Origin of the sequence: Pseudomonas putida (assembly GCF_028682475.1) — a bacterium.
Lineage (GTDB): Bacteria > Pseudomonadota > Gammaproteobacteria > Pseudomonadales > Pseudomonadaceae > Aquipseudomonas > Aquipseudomonas putida_AG.
This window is the reverse complement of sequence record NZ_JANHLE010000011.1, coordinates 154,223-169,052: the sequence shown is the minus strand read 5'-3', so window position 1 is coordinate 169,052 and position 14,830 is coordinate 154,223. Positions and strand designations below refer to the sequence as shown.

The following is a 14,830-nucleotide window of genomic DNA, read 5'->3' as shown; positions in this document are numbered from 1 at the left end:
CGGCCAACTAGATCACGACGTTACGCACAAACCGCGTAGCCACCTCGCCATCGTTGCGATAGGCATGAATGCAATTGCTGGCATAACTGAAAAAGTCACCGGCCCGGAGCAAGTGTTGCTGATCACCGATGGCCAGAGTCAGGCAACCCTCGGCCACATACAATTGCTCGCTCCAGCCGTCGGCGTCAGCTTCGCATTGATAGACCTCACCCGGCTCCAGTCGCCACTCCCACAATTCGACCTCGCGACTGGCGGCCGAGCTGGCCAGCAACACCGCGCGACTGCCGGGATGGACCCCGGCCCAGGCCAGCTCGTTGATACGGCTCGGGTCGCGGTTGTCAGGGGCCTGGATCAAATCGGTGAAGGCCGCACCCAGCGCCTCGGCGAGGCGATCCAGAGTGGTCAAGCTGACATTCTTCTCCCCAGCCTCGATGGCGACAAGCATGCGCCGGCTGACGCCGGACTTTTCTGCCAGAGCACTCTGACTGAGTTCAGCGGCGTGGCGCAGGCGACGAATGTTCTGGCTGACATGTTGCAGCACCGAGGCGCGCTGACTGGAATTTCTGTGCACTATATTGCTCACCGATCGTATCTGCGCAGTATACTGCCCACTTCGCCGCAATTGTGCGTCGCCCCACTTCCGTGTGCAAGGCCATGACTTCGAATAACCACGCAGATCGCCCTTCCTTTTCGTTCCGGCTGAGCAGAGCCGAACTAGTCCTGGTGTTTATCACCATGCTCTGGGGCGGCACCTTCCTGTTGGTGCATAACGTCATGACCGTCAGCGGCCCGATGTTCTTTGTCGGCCTGCGTTTTGCCGCTGCCACCCTGTTCGTCGGCCTGGTCTCGACCCGTGCCTTGTCGGGGCTGACCGCTACCGAATTCAAAGCCGGCGTACTGATCGGAATCTCGATCATGCTCGGCTATGGCTTGCAAACCTATGGGCTGCAAACCATCAGCAGCAGCCAGTCGGCCTTTATCACTGCCTTGTACGTGCCCTTTGTGCCTTTGCTGCAATGGCTGGTGCTGGGCCGGCGCCCCGGTCTGATGCCAAGCCTGGGGATTGGCCTGGCTTTTGTCGGCCTGATGTTGCTGGCCGGTCCGGAAGGCGGTTCGCTGCAATTCAGTACCGGCGAGATTGTTACCCTGGTCAGCGCCGTGGCGATCGCCGCGGAAATCATCCTGATCAGCCGCTATGCCGGCAAGGTCGATGTGCGCCGGGTCACGGTGGTGCAGCTGGCAACCGCTTCGGTTCTTTCGTTCTTGATGGTGGCACCCACCCAGGAACCACTGCCGGACTTCTCCTGGCTGCTCCTGCTCAGCGCCCTGGGCCTTGGCGCCATGAGCGCCGTCATTCAGGTGGCCATGAACTGGGCGCAGAAATCGGTTTCGCCGACCCGGGCGACGCTGATCTATGCCGGCGAGCCGGTATGGGCCGGCATCGTTGGACGTATCGCTGGCGAGCGCCTGCCGGGTATCGCGCTGTTTGGCGGGTTGCTGATCGTCATTGCGGTGATCGTCAGCGAACTGAAAATCAAACGCCGCGAACAGGCGCCCAACGTACTTGAAGCGCCTGAGCAAGGACAAGAAGCGGGGCGCTAGAGGCCAAAACCAGTCTATCCTTTGAAAAAAACTGTTATAAAAAAAACGTTTGATACAGCGCCTTTGTAGAATTCTGCCACAGCTTCTGTGTTGGTGATCGACGGTACGCCACGTATGATCCCTTACAAACTCCTGCAGATTAGAAATCTATGTCCTTGATAGTGCTACTGCTTCTGCCGTTCATCGGCAGCTGCCTGGCGGCTGTCTTGCCGCACAACGCCCGCAACAGCGAGTCGTTGCTTGCCGGGCTCGTCGCTCTGGTCGGTACCGTCCAGGTAGCCCTGCTGTACCCGCAGATCGCCCACGGTGGCGTGATCCGCGAAGAATTTCTCTGGCTGCCGAGCCTGGGCCTGAACTTGGTCCTGCGCATGGACGGCTTTGCCTGGTTGTTCTCGCTGCTGGTGCTGGGAATTGGTACCCTAGTCTCGCTGTATGCGCGTTACTACATGTCGCCGCAAGACCCGGTACCACGGTTTTTCGCCTTTTTCCTGGCGTTCATGGGCGCAATGCTCGGCCTGGTGATCTCCGGCAACCTGATCCAGATCGTGTTCTTCTGGGAACTGACCAGCGTTTTCTCGTTCCTGCTGATCGGTTACTGGCACCACCGCGCCGATGCCCGCCGCGGTGCCTACATGGCCCTGATGGTCACGGGGGCCGGTGGTTTGTGCCTGCTGGCGGGGGTGCTGCTGCTCGGCCATGTGGTTGGCAGCTATGACCTGGACAAGGTCCTCGCTGCCGGTGAGCTGATTCGCAATCATGCGCTGTATCCCGTTCTGCTCCCCCTGATTCTCCTCGGCGCCCTGAGCAAAAGCGCGCAATTCCCCTTCCACTTCTGGCTACCCCACGCCATGGCTGCGCCTACGCCGGTCTCGGCGTATCTGCATTCGGCGACCATGGTCAAAGCCGGGGTTTTTCTCCTGGCACGACTGTGGCCGGTCCTTTCCGGCAGCGAAGAATGGTTCTGGATCGTTGGCGGTGCCGGGGCCTGCACCCTGTTGCTGGGTGCTTTCGCGGCCATGTTCCAGAATGACCTCAAAGGCCTGCTGGCCTATTCGACCATCAGCCATCTGGGTCTGATCACCCTGCTGCTGGGCCTGAACAGCCCGCTGGCGGCAGTGGCGGCAGTGTTCCATATCCTTAACCATGCCACCTTCAAAGCCTCGCTGTTCATGGCTGCCGGCATCATCGACCACGAGAGCGGCACCCGCGATATCCGTCGCCTCAGTGGCCTGTTCCGGTTGATACCGTTCACTGCGACCCTGGCCATGGTGGCCAGCGCTTCGATGGCCGGGGTACCGTTGATGAACGGCTTCCTGTCCAAGGAAATGTTCTTCGCCGAAACCGTGTTCATTAACTCCAGCGCCTGGATCGAAGCCGCCCTGCCGGTAATCGCCACCCTGGCCGGTACATTCAGCGTGGCCTACGCCCTGCGCTTTACCGTCGATGTGTTCTTTGGCCCGCCGACCACTGACCTGCCACATACCCCGCACGAGCCGCCGCGCTGGATGCGCGCGCCGGTCGAGTTGCTGGTGCTGACCTGCCTGGTGGTCGGCGTCTTTCCAGCCCAGTCGGTCGGGCCGCTACTGGCGGCCGCCGCCCTGCCGGTGGTGGGCGGTACGTTGCCTGAATACAGCCTGGCGATCTGGCATGGCTGGAATGCGCCACTGATCATGAGTCTGATCGCCATGAGCGGCGGCATCCTGCTCTATCTGCTGCTGCGCAATCAGCTCAAGCTGGGCCGTTTCCCTTATCCGCCAGTGATCGAACGGTTCAATGGCAAGCGTCTGTTCGAATACGGCCAGGTACATCTGATGCGCATGGCCCGCCGCTTCGAGCGCACCATGACCACCCGGCGTTTGCAGAAACAGCTGTTCATGCTGGTGCTGGTTGCGTTCCTGGCAGGCCTGCTGCCCATGCTGCAAAGCGGTTTGAGCTGGGGTGACCGACCGAAAATCCCGGGCTCCGGAGTGTTCGTCACGCTCTGGCTGATCGCTATCGCCTGTGCCCTGGGCGCAGCCTGGCAAGCCAAGTATCACCGGTTGGCAGCGCTGACCATGGTCAGTGTCTGCGGCCTGATGACCTGTATCACCTTTGTCTGGTTCTCGGCACCCGACCTGGCCCTGACCCAACTGGCGGTTGAAGTGGTCACCACGGTGCTGATCCTCCTCGGCCTGCGCTGGTTGCCACGGCGTATCGAAGGGGTTTCGCCCTTGCCTGGTAGCCAGGAGCAAGCACACCTGCGGCGCCTGCGCGACCTGATTCTTGCAGTGCTGGTGGGTGGCGGAATGGCGCTGCTGTCTTACGCGATGCTGACGCGCCCGACCCCCAACGACATTTCCTCGTTCTACCTGAGCCGGGCCCTGCCCGAAGGCGGCGGCAGCAACGTGGTCAACGTCATGCTCGTGGACTTCCGCGGCTTCGACACCCTCGGTGAAGTGACCGTACTGGTTGCCGTAGCGCTGGCGGTGTTTGCCCTGTTGCGACGCTTCCGCCCACCCCGCGAGAGCATGCAACTGCCGGCCCAGCAACGCCTGCTGGCACCTGACGTGGTCACCGACCTGGTCAACCCGCGCCAGGCCGCCGACACGGCGCTGGGTTTCATGATGGTGCCGGCGGTGCTGGTACGCCTGCTGCTGCCCATAGCCCTGGTGGTATCGATGTACCTGTTCATGCGCGGACACAACCAGCCCGGTGGCGGTTTTGTCGCGGGGCTGGTGATGTCGGTGGCCTTCATCCTCCAATACATGGTCGCAGGCACCCAGTGGGTGGAAGCGCAAATGAGCTTGCGTCCGTTGCGCTGGATGGGTACCGGCCTGCTCTGCGCCACCCTCACTGGTGGCGGTGCCATGCTGCTCGGTTACCCCTTCCTGACCACGCACACTGCACACCTGCATCTGCCGCTACTGGGCGATATCCATTTCGCCAGTGCATTGTTCTTCGATGTCGGCATCTTCACCGTGGTGGTCGGTTCGACCCTGTTGATTCTCACTGCCCTGGCTCACCAGTCGGTGCGTGGACACCGTCCGGCCAGCCAGCCCAAAGCCACTCAGACAGGAGCCGCCTGATGGAAGAAGTCATCGCAACCGCCATTGGTGTACTCGCTGCCTCCGGGGTCTGGCTGATCCTGCGTCCGCGAACCTTCCAGGTGGTGATGGGCCTGTGCCTGCTGTCCTATGGCGTCAACCTGTTCATCTTCAGCATGGGCAGCCTGTTCATCGGCAAGGAACCGATCATCAAGGATGGCGTTCCCCAGGACCTGCTCAACTACACCGATCCCCTGCCCCAGGCCCTGGTGCTTACCGCCATCGTCATCAGTTTTGCCATGACCGCACTGTTCCTTGTGGTGCTGCTGGCATCGCGCGGGTTGACCGGCACCGACCACGTTGATGGCCGGGAGCCAAACGAATGAGCTTCATGAACCAACTGATCATCGCCCCGATTCTGCTGCCGCTGCTCACGGCGGCGCTGATGTTGCTGCTGGGCGAAAAACGCCGTCCACTCAAGGCCCGCCTTAACCTGCTCTCCAGCCTCCTGGGGCTGGCGATCTCAATCACCTTGCTGTTGTGGGTGCAGGCCCAGGGCCAGGCCAGTTCGATCGGTGTCTATTTGCCGGGCAACTGGCCAGCACCCTTTGGCATTGCACTGGTGGTTGATCGCCTGTCGGCATTGATGCTGGTGCTCACTGGAATCGTCGGGGTCTGCGCGCTGATTTTCGCCATGGCTCGCTGGGACAGCGCCGGGGCCAGCTTCCATGCGCTGTTCCAGATACAGCTGATGGGTCTCTACGGCGCCTTCCTGACCGCCGACCTGTTCAACCTGTTCGTGTTCTTCGAGGTCCTGCTGGCGGCGTCTTACGGATTGCTCCTGCACGGCTCCGGGCGCGCACGGGTCAAGGCCGGCCTGCACTACATCGCCATCAACCTGTTCGCCTCCTCGCTGTTTCTGGTCGGCGCCGCGATGCTCTATGGCGTCACCGGCACCCTGAACATGGCCGACCTGGCCCTGAAGATCCCACTGGTGCCAGAAGCTGATCGCGGCCTGCTGCACGCCGGGGCAGCGATCCTGGCTACAGCGTTTCTGGCCAAGGCCGGAATCTGGCCATTGAACTTCTGGCTGGTACCTGCCTACTCCGCCGCCAGTGCGCCTGTGGCCGCGCTGTTCGCGATCATGACCAAGGTTGGCATCTATACCGTGCTGCGTCTGTGGACATTGCTGTTTTCCGGCCAGGCCGGCGCCTCCTCGTTCTTTGGAGGCGACTGGCTGGTCTATGGCGGCCTGGCGACGCTGGGCTGCGCAGCCGTGTCGATCCTTGCCGCCCAGCGCCTGGAGCGAATGGCGAGCATCAGCATCCTGGCTTCGGCGGGCACGCTCATGGCTGCCATCGGCTTCGGTCAGGCCGCATTGACGGCCGGGGCGCTGTTCTACCTGGTCAGCTCGACGCTGGCGCTGTGCGCCCTGTTCCTGCTGGCTGAACTGATCGAACGTTCGCGCTCGGCCAACGAGCTGCCGCTGGATGACGACGACTGCCACCCTTCACCGCTTGAATCCTTGCATCCACCGAAAGGCATCAACCTCGATGACGAACAGAAGGCGGTGATCGGCCAGGTGATCCCCTGGACCATGGCCTTCCTCGGCTTGAGTTTTATTGCTTGTGCGCTGCTGATTATTGGTCTGCCGCCACTCTCGGGCTTTATCGGCAAGATCAGCCTGATTGCCGCACTGTTCAATCCCCTAGGCATGGGGATCCCTCCAGAGCAACCGCTCTCGGTGCAAGGCTGGGCGCTGGTGGCGTTGCTGGTGCTCTCCGGCCTGGCCTCGATGATCGCCCTGACCCGCGTCGGCATCCAGCGTTTCTGGACACCTCAGGAGCGCCCCTCGCCAGCGCTGCGGCGCTATGAATGCATTCCCATCGTGGTCCTGCTCGGGCTGTGTATCGCCTTGAGCGTACGCGCCGAACCGCTGCTGCGTTATACCCAGGACACCGCTGCAAGCCTTCAGGACCCGGAGCAATATGTCAGCGCGGTGCTCGCTACCCGGCCAATCCCCGGCCCCACCAGCCAGGCCGCTAGTGCACAGGTGCAACCATGAAACGCCTGTTTCCCGCTCCTCTACTGTCTTTGTCGCTGTGCCTGTTGTGGTTGCTGCTGAACCTTTCGGTAACCCCGGGCAATCTGGTGCTTGCTGTCCTGCTGGGCGTATTTGCGCCGCTGCTGATGGCACCGTTGCGGCCTGTGACTGTGCGCATCCGCCACCCCTGGACGGTCCTGTGCCTGATCATGCGGGTCGGTATGGATGTGCTGATCTCCAACCTGCAGGTTGCCCGTGGGGTCTGGGCGGCCAAGCGTCGTGCGCCGCGCTCGCGCTTCGTGCATATCCCTCTGGACCTGCGCGATGCGCACGGCCTGGCGGCGCTGTCGATGATCACCACGGTGATCCCGGGCACCATTTGGTCGGAGCTGGCACTGGACCGCAGCGTCCTGCTGCTGCATGTGTTCGACCTGGACGATGAAGCGCACTTCATCGAACACTTCAAACAAACCTATGAACGCCCGCTGATGGAGATTTTCGAATGACTGGCCTGCTTGCCAACGCCATTCTCGCCAGCCTGTTCATCTTTGCCCTGGCCATGGCCCTGACCCTGTTCCGGCTGTTTCGCGGTCCTTCGGCCCAGGACCGGGTTCTGGCGCTGGACTACCTGTACATCCTGGCGATGCTGATGATGCTGGTGCTGGGTATTCGTTATGCCAGCGACACTTACTTCGAGGGGGCACTGTTGATTGCCCTGTTCGGCTTTGTCGGCTCGTTTGCCCTGGCCAAATTCCTGTTGCGTGGCGAGGTGATCGAATGACCAATCTGAACGAGTTGCCCTTCTGGGTCGAGTTGCTGGTGGCCGCGCTACTGTTGCTGAGCAGCCTGTTCGCCCTGAGCGGGGCGCTGGGCCTGATCCGCTTGAAACAATTCTTTCAGCGCATGCACCCGCCGGCCCTGGCCTCTACTCTGGGAACCTGGTGCGTTGCACTGGCTTCAATCCTGTATTTTTCGGCGCTCAAGCAAGGTCCAGTGCTGCATGCATGGCTAATCCCGATCCTGATGGCTATCACCGTACCCGTAACTACTTTGCTGCTGGCGCGAGCCGCGCTGTTTCGCAAACGCATGGCCGGTGATGACGTGCCGGAGGAAGTCAGCAGCGGGCGCGATCGCGGCCACTGACACTTACTGGGTCAGCGCCTGCAGTTCGCGGCGGACCATCGCTGCATACTCAGGCGGACTCAACTGATACAGCTGGCTGGCCACCCAATCGAACCAGCGCCCCTGCAGGCGTTCGCGCTGTGCAAGCCATTGCTCGGCTTGCCCGCGAGCCTGGGCTTGATACCGCGCATGGAAATCGGCACGCCCCTTTGGCGTGTCAGCCGACTTGCTCACTCGCTGGCCTTGAACGTAGTCAGCTCGCCCTTCTGCCATTTGGCCACCTTGCGGGTAGCTGCCTTGAGGATCTTGCTGAGGCCTTCCTGTAGCTGCTCGTGAGCGGCAAAGATCATCACCACGCCCTGGCCTTCACGCAGGACGATGCCCTCACCTTCAGGCACCGAGACAAACGCATAATCACCCAGACCGTAGACGGTAAGTTTGATATCACGGAAGCGAACTTCCAGCTTGCCACCTTCGCGACTGGGCAATACCGCAGCGCGGAAATGATCACCGACCTTGAGCTCCAGTCGCTGTTTGTCATCGACCACCAGCGCGGTTTCAGTGTCGATTTCGGCCATGTACAGGCCTTCCGCGTTTTGTTCGGTGACATAAACAAAACGCGATTGAAACTGTTTGACCAGTTTGGCCCGAAGATCGCCCAGTACAAACAAGGCGTGTGTATCCAGATTACTGACTGCCAATGAGAAATTCCTCAAACCGATTACACGACGCCCCCCCACAGGAACAGCAGGGTTCCGTGAAGGCAACGTCACTTCAATGTCGAAGTCTGAAAGACTAATGGGTAACAGCACGAAGCGTCTGTGCGGGCGGGTGCTGCAGCCTGAAGGAATCGTCATCCTTGCAGGCCAGCCAAGGCCTCACGACAGGCATCCGGCAGATTTCCGCCAACGGAAACGTACTTTCTGACATCAAAACTGCCAGGAAAATGCGATAGATACATCCAGGCCCCTCGGCAGAACGGGCCCCCGGATCAATCGACACATCACAGGGAAGGAATATGCACGAAAATACCGAAATCCGTCGAGAGGCAAGCAACATTTCTTACCCCAACACTATATACCCGGGCTCAAGCGCGCACGGTACGCGCTACATCGTGGTGCCTGCCGGGATCAACTTCTTTCACATCACCGAACACGCTACCGGACAAGTGAAGGGTTTTCGCTGCCGGCACATTGACGCCTGCGCACTGGCACGAACCCTGGAGCGTTGAGCGCGCCTTCAAACAGCCTGGCGTACTGCTCCAGGCTGTTGTTTACCGCCTAACTGCTCCAGCCATGCAATCCGGCATTCCTCGGCCTCCTCACGGCTGGCGAACGCAGTGCCACGCCGCTCGCCATTGACCAGCACTACCCAGCAGACACGCCTGCCAACCGCTTGCAAGGACACAGGAACGCCACTGCCAATCATCACGGCGACATCGACTCGGCTATCCATCATTCCCTCCGGAATTTAATTAGCACCCTAACGATATCGCCATCATACGCCCGCTTCTGCGGCGGAAAAAGCTATTGCCGGTATAGCTGTGTTGCATCGCAAGCAACAAACAGGCGAAAAGCACCAAGGCCCCGGGGATCGCTCCACGGGGCCTTGGATAGACTGCCGGTCAGGCCTGACGCTGGTGCTTGTCGATCTGCTCGTGACGCTCCTGAGCTTCGATGCAGTACTTGGTGGTCGGACTGATCAGCAGGCGTTTGAGGCCAATTGGCTCACCGCTGTCGTCGCACCAGCCGAAGCTGTCGTCCCTGATTCGCTCCAGGGCCATCTCCAGTTGTGGCAACAGGCGCTGGTCGCGATCGATAGCGTTGACCAACCAGGTACGCTCTTCTTCGACAGAGGCGGCATCTGCCGGGTCAGCTGGAGTGTCCAGACTCTCGATAGCGATGCGGCTCTGTTCGATGCGCTCCTGGGTCTCGATTTTCATCGACTGCAGCAACTTGGTGAAGAACGCATGTTGCTCGGCGTTCATGTAGTCATCGGCCGGCATGGCCAGCAACTTTTCCTTGGTCATCGATTTCTCTATGAAATAACGTGCATTTAAGCGATTGGATTGCCATCACCGACAGTTCGCCGACGGCGGAATTCTTCAAGCACCCGACGGCACTCTATTTACGAGGGGCGGGAGTCTAAGGCGCCACGTCGTACTGGGCAACAAAAATGACAGCGCAACAGGCCGAAACGGCCTGGAATCCGCCAATCGGCCCCGTCGACCCGCCCGCAAGCCCTCCAGGGCGTGACTATTTACCCCTCGATGGAGCACCAGCTACCTAATATGCAGTAACAATTACCCGGGGTTGTCAGGCCAATACCCGGCTGAAGAGGCCTTCAATTTGGGCGCACGCGAAGGCACTACTTAGTTACCGCACACAGGACAGTCCCGAAAGGCTTGATGGTCGCCCCATTCACTGCGCTGTGATAGACCATTGTGGAGCCGCCCCCTCATGAGCCTGCAAGAACGTCTCGCCCTCAACACCGATCTCGATTGCGCCGTCGCCAGTCACTTCAACCTGCGCCCCACCCTGTTCGAGGTGTGCGCGCGACTGCTCGTAGAGCAATGGTCCGCACGCCAGATCAGCCACCACGATCCACAGTTGCTCTACCTGATCAGCCTCGACAGTACTCCGGATCGCACTTACGTGCGGCCTTTGTACCAGGCCCTGGCGGAGCGTTTTTGCCGCCGTTCCACGCTTAATCTGACCACCGCAGAGGACTTTCTCAGCCTGAGCGAAGACGCTGACCCGCAAGGTGCCATCGCCATCGACCTGCATACCGTCGAACAGCTGATCAATGACTGCGGCCCCTTGCTGCTGGAGTGCTACCAAGGTGCCCTGGTCACCTTCTGGAGCGAAGCAGACCCGTCCGGGGTGACGCCATGGCAATGGTACGCCGACTATCTCAAGCAACATTTCAAGTCGGCCATCGACAGCGGCTTCGACGCTGGCACGTTGAACCAGACCACCGCGGCCATGGCCAGCCTGATCTACAACTACCCCACCGCCCAAGAGCGCACAGCGTGGCCAAACGCCAGCAACCTTGATGTGCTGCAGCTCGAACTGGATACCTCAGCGAGTGCCTACCTCGATGTGGACCTGGCCAGTGCGCTGCTGCTCGAACACCTCGACAGTACCCCGCAGCGCTCTGTCACGCTGATCTACACAACGTCCGGGCAGCTGGTTCCCATCGCCTCGCGTCAGGCGCTCTTCGACGGGCTTGGCCGACTGTGGCCGATCTCGAGCGCCTTGCGGCCAACGCTGCAGCTGACCCACACGACAACCGATAACTTCGAGGCACAAGCACAGGGCGTGCTCCACCAGCAACTACGGGCTATCAACGCATTGGCCCAGCAGTATCAATCCGAGTACAGCGCGCCGCTGATGAGTCTGGAACTGGACCGCCTGACCTCGATGGTCGATCTGTGCAGCGCTGCGGAACAGAAGCATCGCAAACAACTCTTCGCGCATCTGCCCGAATGGTTGCGCGAGACCAAAGGCCCGCTCATGCGCCGCTACGGTGCGATGCTCCTCGATATGGCCCAATGCTACGAAGACGCCGCGGGACAGTTCTGGCTCGACGGCATCGACGACGCCGAAACGTTCAGTTATCAGCAGTTGGCGCGCCAGATCGCAATCGACCATCCTGGCAACGAACTGGCGGTTCGCGACGTCGTAATCATCAATCATCAGGTCGAGGCGGCAGCCATACCCCACCAGGGCTCGCTGATCGTCGATGGCACAGTCCATCCTGTGCGTTTCTCGCTGGCTCAACTGGCCATCGGCAACCTCGGCCTGCTTGCCCCCGGCCGGGTCGAACTGACCTCAGCCTCGGCACAGCCCTTGCCAACCTGGCTGGATGAACGCTACCTGCGCGAACTGATCAGCAGGGTGGACATCGGTACCGCCTACCCGCAGATGCTCAGACACAACATGCTCGATGACGCCGACCAGCGACAACTGCGCCTGCGTCTGTTCGACAGCCAACTACGTGCCCAGCTACCGGCCTTCGCCCTGGAACTGCACCTGCATGACAACCGCTTGAGCGAGGCCGCCGTGAACGGCATCAGCCAGGTAATGCAGGTGCTACCCCAATCCACGCCAGCTGTTTGGGCTATACGGCCGATGGGCCTGATCAGTTCGCCTGGCGCTACATCAGACCTGCTGTTCAATACCTGGTTGATCGAAGCACACAATCCGGCGACAGGTCCTTGTGTGCTGTATCGCCCTTTGCATCCAGAGCCGTTGCTGGAGTTCACGGATCGCTTGGCACTGCTGGTTGCAATCAGCAATCCAGGGGCGCTGCAGGACGACCTGATCCAGCGCCTGCCCGAACGGTCCCGGCGGATATATGCCCATGGCGGCTTCAAGGAACCCCATCTATTCCACTCGACCGAGGATGATTTCGGCTTGCCGTTCGGTACACCGGCGCCGGTCACACTCTCGGTCGAAGCGCCGTTATCCAGCATTGGGGCCACCCTCTACCAGGCTTGCGTCGAAGAGACGATCAAACACTTCAAGGCACAATCGGCAAGCACTTCGCAGACGCGCTGGGAGCGCTGGCAGACGCTTGGCTGGCTGCTGCTCAATACCCTTCTGCCGCTGGCCGGTGGCACCCTGGCCAACGCCGTCTGGCTGGTACAAATGAGTATTGCTCTGGTGGACTTCGTCAACGCCGATAGCCAGAGTGATCCGGCGGGCCGCCGCATTAACCTGATCAATCTACTGGTCAATGTTGCCGTGCTGCTGTTCTCTCACGCCTACCAGGGCTTGAGTCTGGACTCACCTGAAGTGCAGCCACCGCCGGCAACACCCCCCGCCCCACCGCCAACGCCATTGATGCCGACCCGAATCGTTCAGCCCCCACTGGAATTCAACTGGGCCCGGCCGAATCAGACGCTCAATGCAACGCAGCGCACAACGTTGAAAAAGCTACAGGCCAACATTCCCTTGTCACAACTGCACAGTCCGGTGCCAAGCGGTCCGCTGCGTGGCCTGTATCTGTACAACGATCAGCTTTGGGCGAGCCTGGACAATCAGGTCTACCGGGTCGAGATTGACCCACAGCACGAGTTGCCGCGGATTGTCGGCGCTTCCAGCACAGACGAGCCCGGCCCCTGGCTGACCCGCGATGAGGCCGGACGGTGGCGGATTGACCTGGCGCTGCGGCTGCGCGCAGGCATGCCGTTGAGCAAGCAACTGGAGCTGCGCAAACAGGAAAGGGTGCAAGCTGTCAGTGCCCTGCGAACCCAGCTGATGAGCGATGTCGAGCAGATCAGAAGCCAGAAAACGACACGCGAGCAGGTGATGACCATGGCCGCAACGGCCAGCGATGAGCGCTTGTTGCGCAGTTGCCTGGATAAGACGCAAGCCTATGCCAGGTTCTGGGCTGAGCACCTGAACACGCTGGAAGCCAGCAACCACAACGAGCCTGTGAAACAGTTCAAGGTGGTGCGGGCCACGGCGCTGTATGAGCTTATAAGTTGCGAAAAATCGAGTTATGGGTCATTGAAAAAACTCTTTCGGCCGCTGCGTTCGCAAATGGTGGCTTTGGTCAATCAAACGCCGGAACTTGAAACAATTCCCGCAGCCGACAGACACATCAGCAAAGAGCGTCTGGACAACATGACTTCGCTGCTTGATCAGTTGATCACCTGCGCCGAGACATTGAACGACGCACGCGGGCAATTGAATCGGCTAGCCAGTCGCCAACAAGCAAAGATCACCGAGCTGAACAACTGGGTCCAGGCGAACCGGGAAACAGACTCGGAGCACCTGATGTGGCGCTTCATGCGGGGTGAAATAAACTTCAACCGCTTGAGCCTGCTCTACCCACTGGACGACTTGGGCAATTACTGGCTGGACCGCGCCTGGAAGAACCTCAACCTGGGGATTGCGCAACGGCTGCGCCTGGCGAATCTTGAGCAACCTACTGTCGAACTGAAGGTGCGAGTGCTGCGTAGCATCGAGCAGCAGCTCAATGCCACGTTGCGCCAACTGAATAATCTGCAGCCACTTTTGGAGCAACCTGCTTCTCTGGCGGCACTGGCCGAGCTGATCGGCGATGTGCAGCAGATCGCCGATGGCGTGCACCATGACCTTGCCGATTTCCCGGACTACCCGCCCAACAGTACCGTCAAGCAGCTGCGCAGCCAGGCTCCCGGGCTGATCGAAACCACCGAAAGCGGTCTGCTGCTGGCAGAACCCCGAGTAGACAACGACTCGTTGGTCGACATTCCAGGCCCGGACAACAAGACCCCGTCACGCACCTATCGACGGGACCAGGATGAGTGGGTCGAAGTACCAAGCGCTACACCCGAGCCTTCACAGGGTCCATCACAATCGTTGAAAAGCGTGCTCAAGCAGAGCCGTACGCGGATGTCGAGCGCTCGTGGGACGCTTCATAGCTTGCAGGCAACAAGGTCGGAAAACTATCTGCCGGTTGAAATCGAGGAAATGCTTGACCACCAGCAAGCGCTCCTCACCACCCAGCGTCAGGCCATCGAGCAATGCTTGACTGAAGTCAATCAGACCGATGAGGCAGCACGCAGCGAAGACGCCGCGCTGGTCATAGGGTCGCTTGATGAACTGGCCCAGACCCTCAAGGATCAGGCGCTGGAGCTGCGGACCCAGGCCGCTTTAAGGCAGAAGCCCAGAATGGGTGAGGTGCAATACCTGATTGACCATGATCAGGTTCAGGTCCGCAGTGCAGGACCACGCCGACGCCTGGCCAAAACCAAGGGGCGAGCGGATGATTTTCTTGACGAGTACGAGATCAGCTACCAGGACAGGGGGCTGTGGTATGCCCATTTCCACTATCCAGCCATGGACACGCCACGTGAGAGTTTCATCGCCGGGCACCTGAAATCCGCCGCCCAGCGACATACCGCCGGTGCGAGCATCACCGATCCGCACAGTGGCAAGACCATCGATGTCTACCGAGCACCGATTACTTTGGTATCCGCCGAAAAGTATTTCTTCGGCCTGTAGCAACAAAGGGAGCAGCACGCTGTGGGAGCTGCCCCCTTGAT

Annotated in this window: 14 protein-coding genes; 9 read left to right on the top strand and 5 right to left on the bottom strand. The window is 60.4% G+C overall.

Annotation, left to right across the window (positions count from 1 at the left end; all coding sequences use genetic code 11):
* Nucleotides 1-7: 7 nt before the first annotated feature.
* Nucleotides 8-571: a helix-turn-helix domain-containing protein gene (locus tag NPS47_RS12045; RefSeq protein WP_274295168.1), complete on the bottom strand. Its 564-nt coding sequence runs from the start codon at nucleotides 569-571 to the stop codon at nucleotides 8-10.
* 83 nt (nucleotides 572-654) lie between these two features.
* Between NPS47_RS12045 and NPS47_RS12040 the strand changes: the two genes are divergently transcribed.
* The 7 genes from NPS47_RS12040 (at nucleotide 655) to NPS47_RS12010 (ending at nucleotide 7,812) form a co-directional block, all read left to right on the top strand.
* Complete coding sequence (locus NPS47_RS12040; RefSeq protein ID WP_274295167.1) at nucleotides 655-1,602, top strand: DMT family transporter; 948 nt, start codon at nucleotides 655-657, stop codon at nucleotides 1,600-1,602.
* Nucleotides 1,603-1,751: 149 nt separating this feature from the next.
* A complete protein-coding gene (locus tag NPS47_RS12035; protein ID WP_274295166.1) occupies nucleotides 1,752-4,667 on the top strand; it encodes a monovalent cation/H+ antiporter subunit A in 2,916 nt (971 codons plus the stop codon).
* On the top strand, nucleotides 4,667-5,011 hold the full coding sequence (locus NPS47_RS12030) for a Na+/H+ antiporter subunit C (RefSeq protein WP_274295165.1): 345 nt from the start codon (nucleotides 4,667-4,669) through the stop codon (nucleotides 5,009-5,011). Before NPS47_RS12035 ends, NPS47_RS12030 begins: the two co-directional genes overlap by 1 nt.
* Nucleotides 5,008-6,690 (top strand): monovalent cation/H+ antiporter subunit D, encoded by a 1,683-nt coding sequence (locus tag NPS47_RS12025; RefSeq protein ID WP_274295164.1) that lies wholly within the window; start codon nucleotides 5,008-5,010, stop codon nucleotides 6,688-6,690. The genes NPS47_RS12030 and NPS47_RS12025 overlap by 4 nt, the downstream gene beginning before the upstream one ends.
* On the top strand, nucleotides 6,687-7,175 hold the full coding sequence (locus tag NPS47_RS12020; protein WP_274295163.1) for a Na+/H+ antiporter subunit E: 489 nt from the start codon (nucleotides 6,687-6,689) through the stop codon (nucleotides 7,173-7,175). Before NPS47_RS12025 ends, NPS47_RS12020 begins: the two co-directional genes overlap by 4 nt.
* The gene (locus NPS47_RS12015; RefSeq protein ID WP_038612978.1) at nucleotides 7,172-7,450 is read left to right on the top strand and encodes a K+/H+ antiporter subunit F; all 279 of its coding nucleotides are present in this window, start codon (nucleotides 7,172-7,174) and stop codon (nucleotides 7,448-7,450) included. The genes NPS47_RS12020 and NPS47_RS12015 overlap by 4 nt, the downstream gene beginning before the upstream one ends.
* Complete coding sequence (locus NPS47_RS12010) at nucleotides 7,447-7,812, top strand: Na+/H+ antiporter subunit G (RefSeq protein WP_274295162.1); 366 nt, start codon at nucleotides 7,447-7,449, stop codon at nucleotides 7,810-7,812. Before NPS47_RS12015 ends, NPS47_RS12010 begins: the two co-directional genes overlap by 4 nt.
* Before the next feature lie 3 nt (nucleotides 7,813-7,815).
* Here the strand turns inward: NPS47_RS12010 and NPS47_RS12005 are convergent, their stop codons facing one another.
* Nucleotides 7,816-8,025, bottom strand: a complete 210-nt coding sequence (locus NPS47_RS12005) for a hypothetical protein (protein WP_274295161.1) — start codon at nucleotides 8,023-8,025, stop codon at nucleotides 7,816-7,818.
* Nucleotides 8,022-8,492, bottom strand: a complete 471-nt coding sequence (locus NPS47_RS12000) for a hypothetical protein (RefSeq protein ID WP_274295160.1) — start codon at nucleotides 8,490-8,492, stop codon at nucleotides 8,022-8,024. The genes NPS47_RS12005 and NPS47_RS12000 overlap by 4 nt, the downstream gene beginning before the upstream one ends.
* Nucleotides 8,493-8,809: 317 nt before the next feature.
* Between NPS47_RS12000 and NPS47_RS11995 the strand changes: the two genes are divergently transcribed.
* Nucleotides 8,810-9,022, top strand: coding sequence for a hypothetical protein (locus NPS47_RS11995; protein ID WP_274295159.1), 213 nt, complete (start codon nucleotides 8,810-8,812; stop codon nucleotides 9,020-9,022).
* An 8-nt stretch (nucleotides 9,023-9,030) separates the two neighbouring features.
* Here the strand turns inward: NPS47_RS11995 and NPS47_RS11990 are convergent, their stop codons facing one another.
* Together NPS47_RS11990 and NPS47_RS11985 are read right to left on the bottom strand one after the other, a co-directional pair.
* Nucleotides 9,031-9,246 (bottom strand): hypothetical protein, encoded by a 216-nt coding sequence (locus NPS47_RS11990; RefSeq protein WP_274295158.1) that lies wholly within the window; start codon nucleotides 9,244-9,246, stop codon nucleotides 9,031-9,033.
* 169 nt (nucleotides 9,247-9,415) lie between these two features.
* Nucleotides 9,416-9,820 carry a TraR/DksA family transcriptional regulator gene (locus NPS47_RS11985; RefSeq protein WP_038612989.1) on the bottom strand — a complete coding sequence of 135 codons (405 nt, stop codon included), beginning with the start codon at nucleotides 9,818-9,820 and terminating at the stop codon, nucleotides 9,416-9,418.
* A 430-nt stretch (nucleotides 9,821-10,250) separates the two neighbouring features.
* Here NPS47_RS11985 and NPS47_RS11980 point away from each other — a divergent pair, with 430 nt between their 5' ends.
* The gene (locus NPS47_RS11980) at nucleotides 10,251-14,789 is read left to right on the top strand and encodes a dermonecrotic toxin domain-containing protein (RefSeq protein ID WP_274295157.1); all 4,539 of its coding nucleotides are present in this window, start codon (nucleotides 10,251-10,253) and stop codon (nucleotides 14,787-14,789) included.
* The last annotated feature ends 41 nt before the right edge of the window (nucleotides 14,790-14,830 follow it).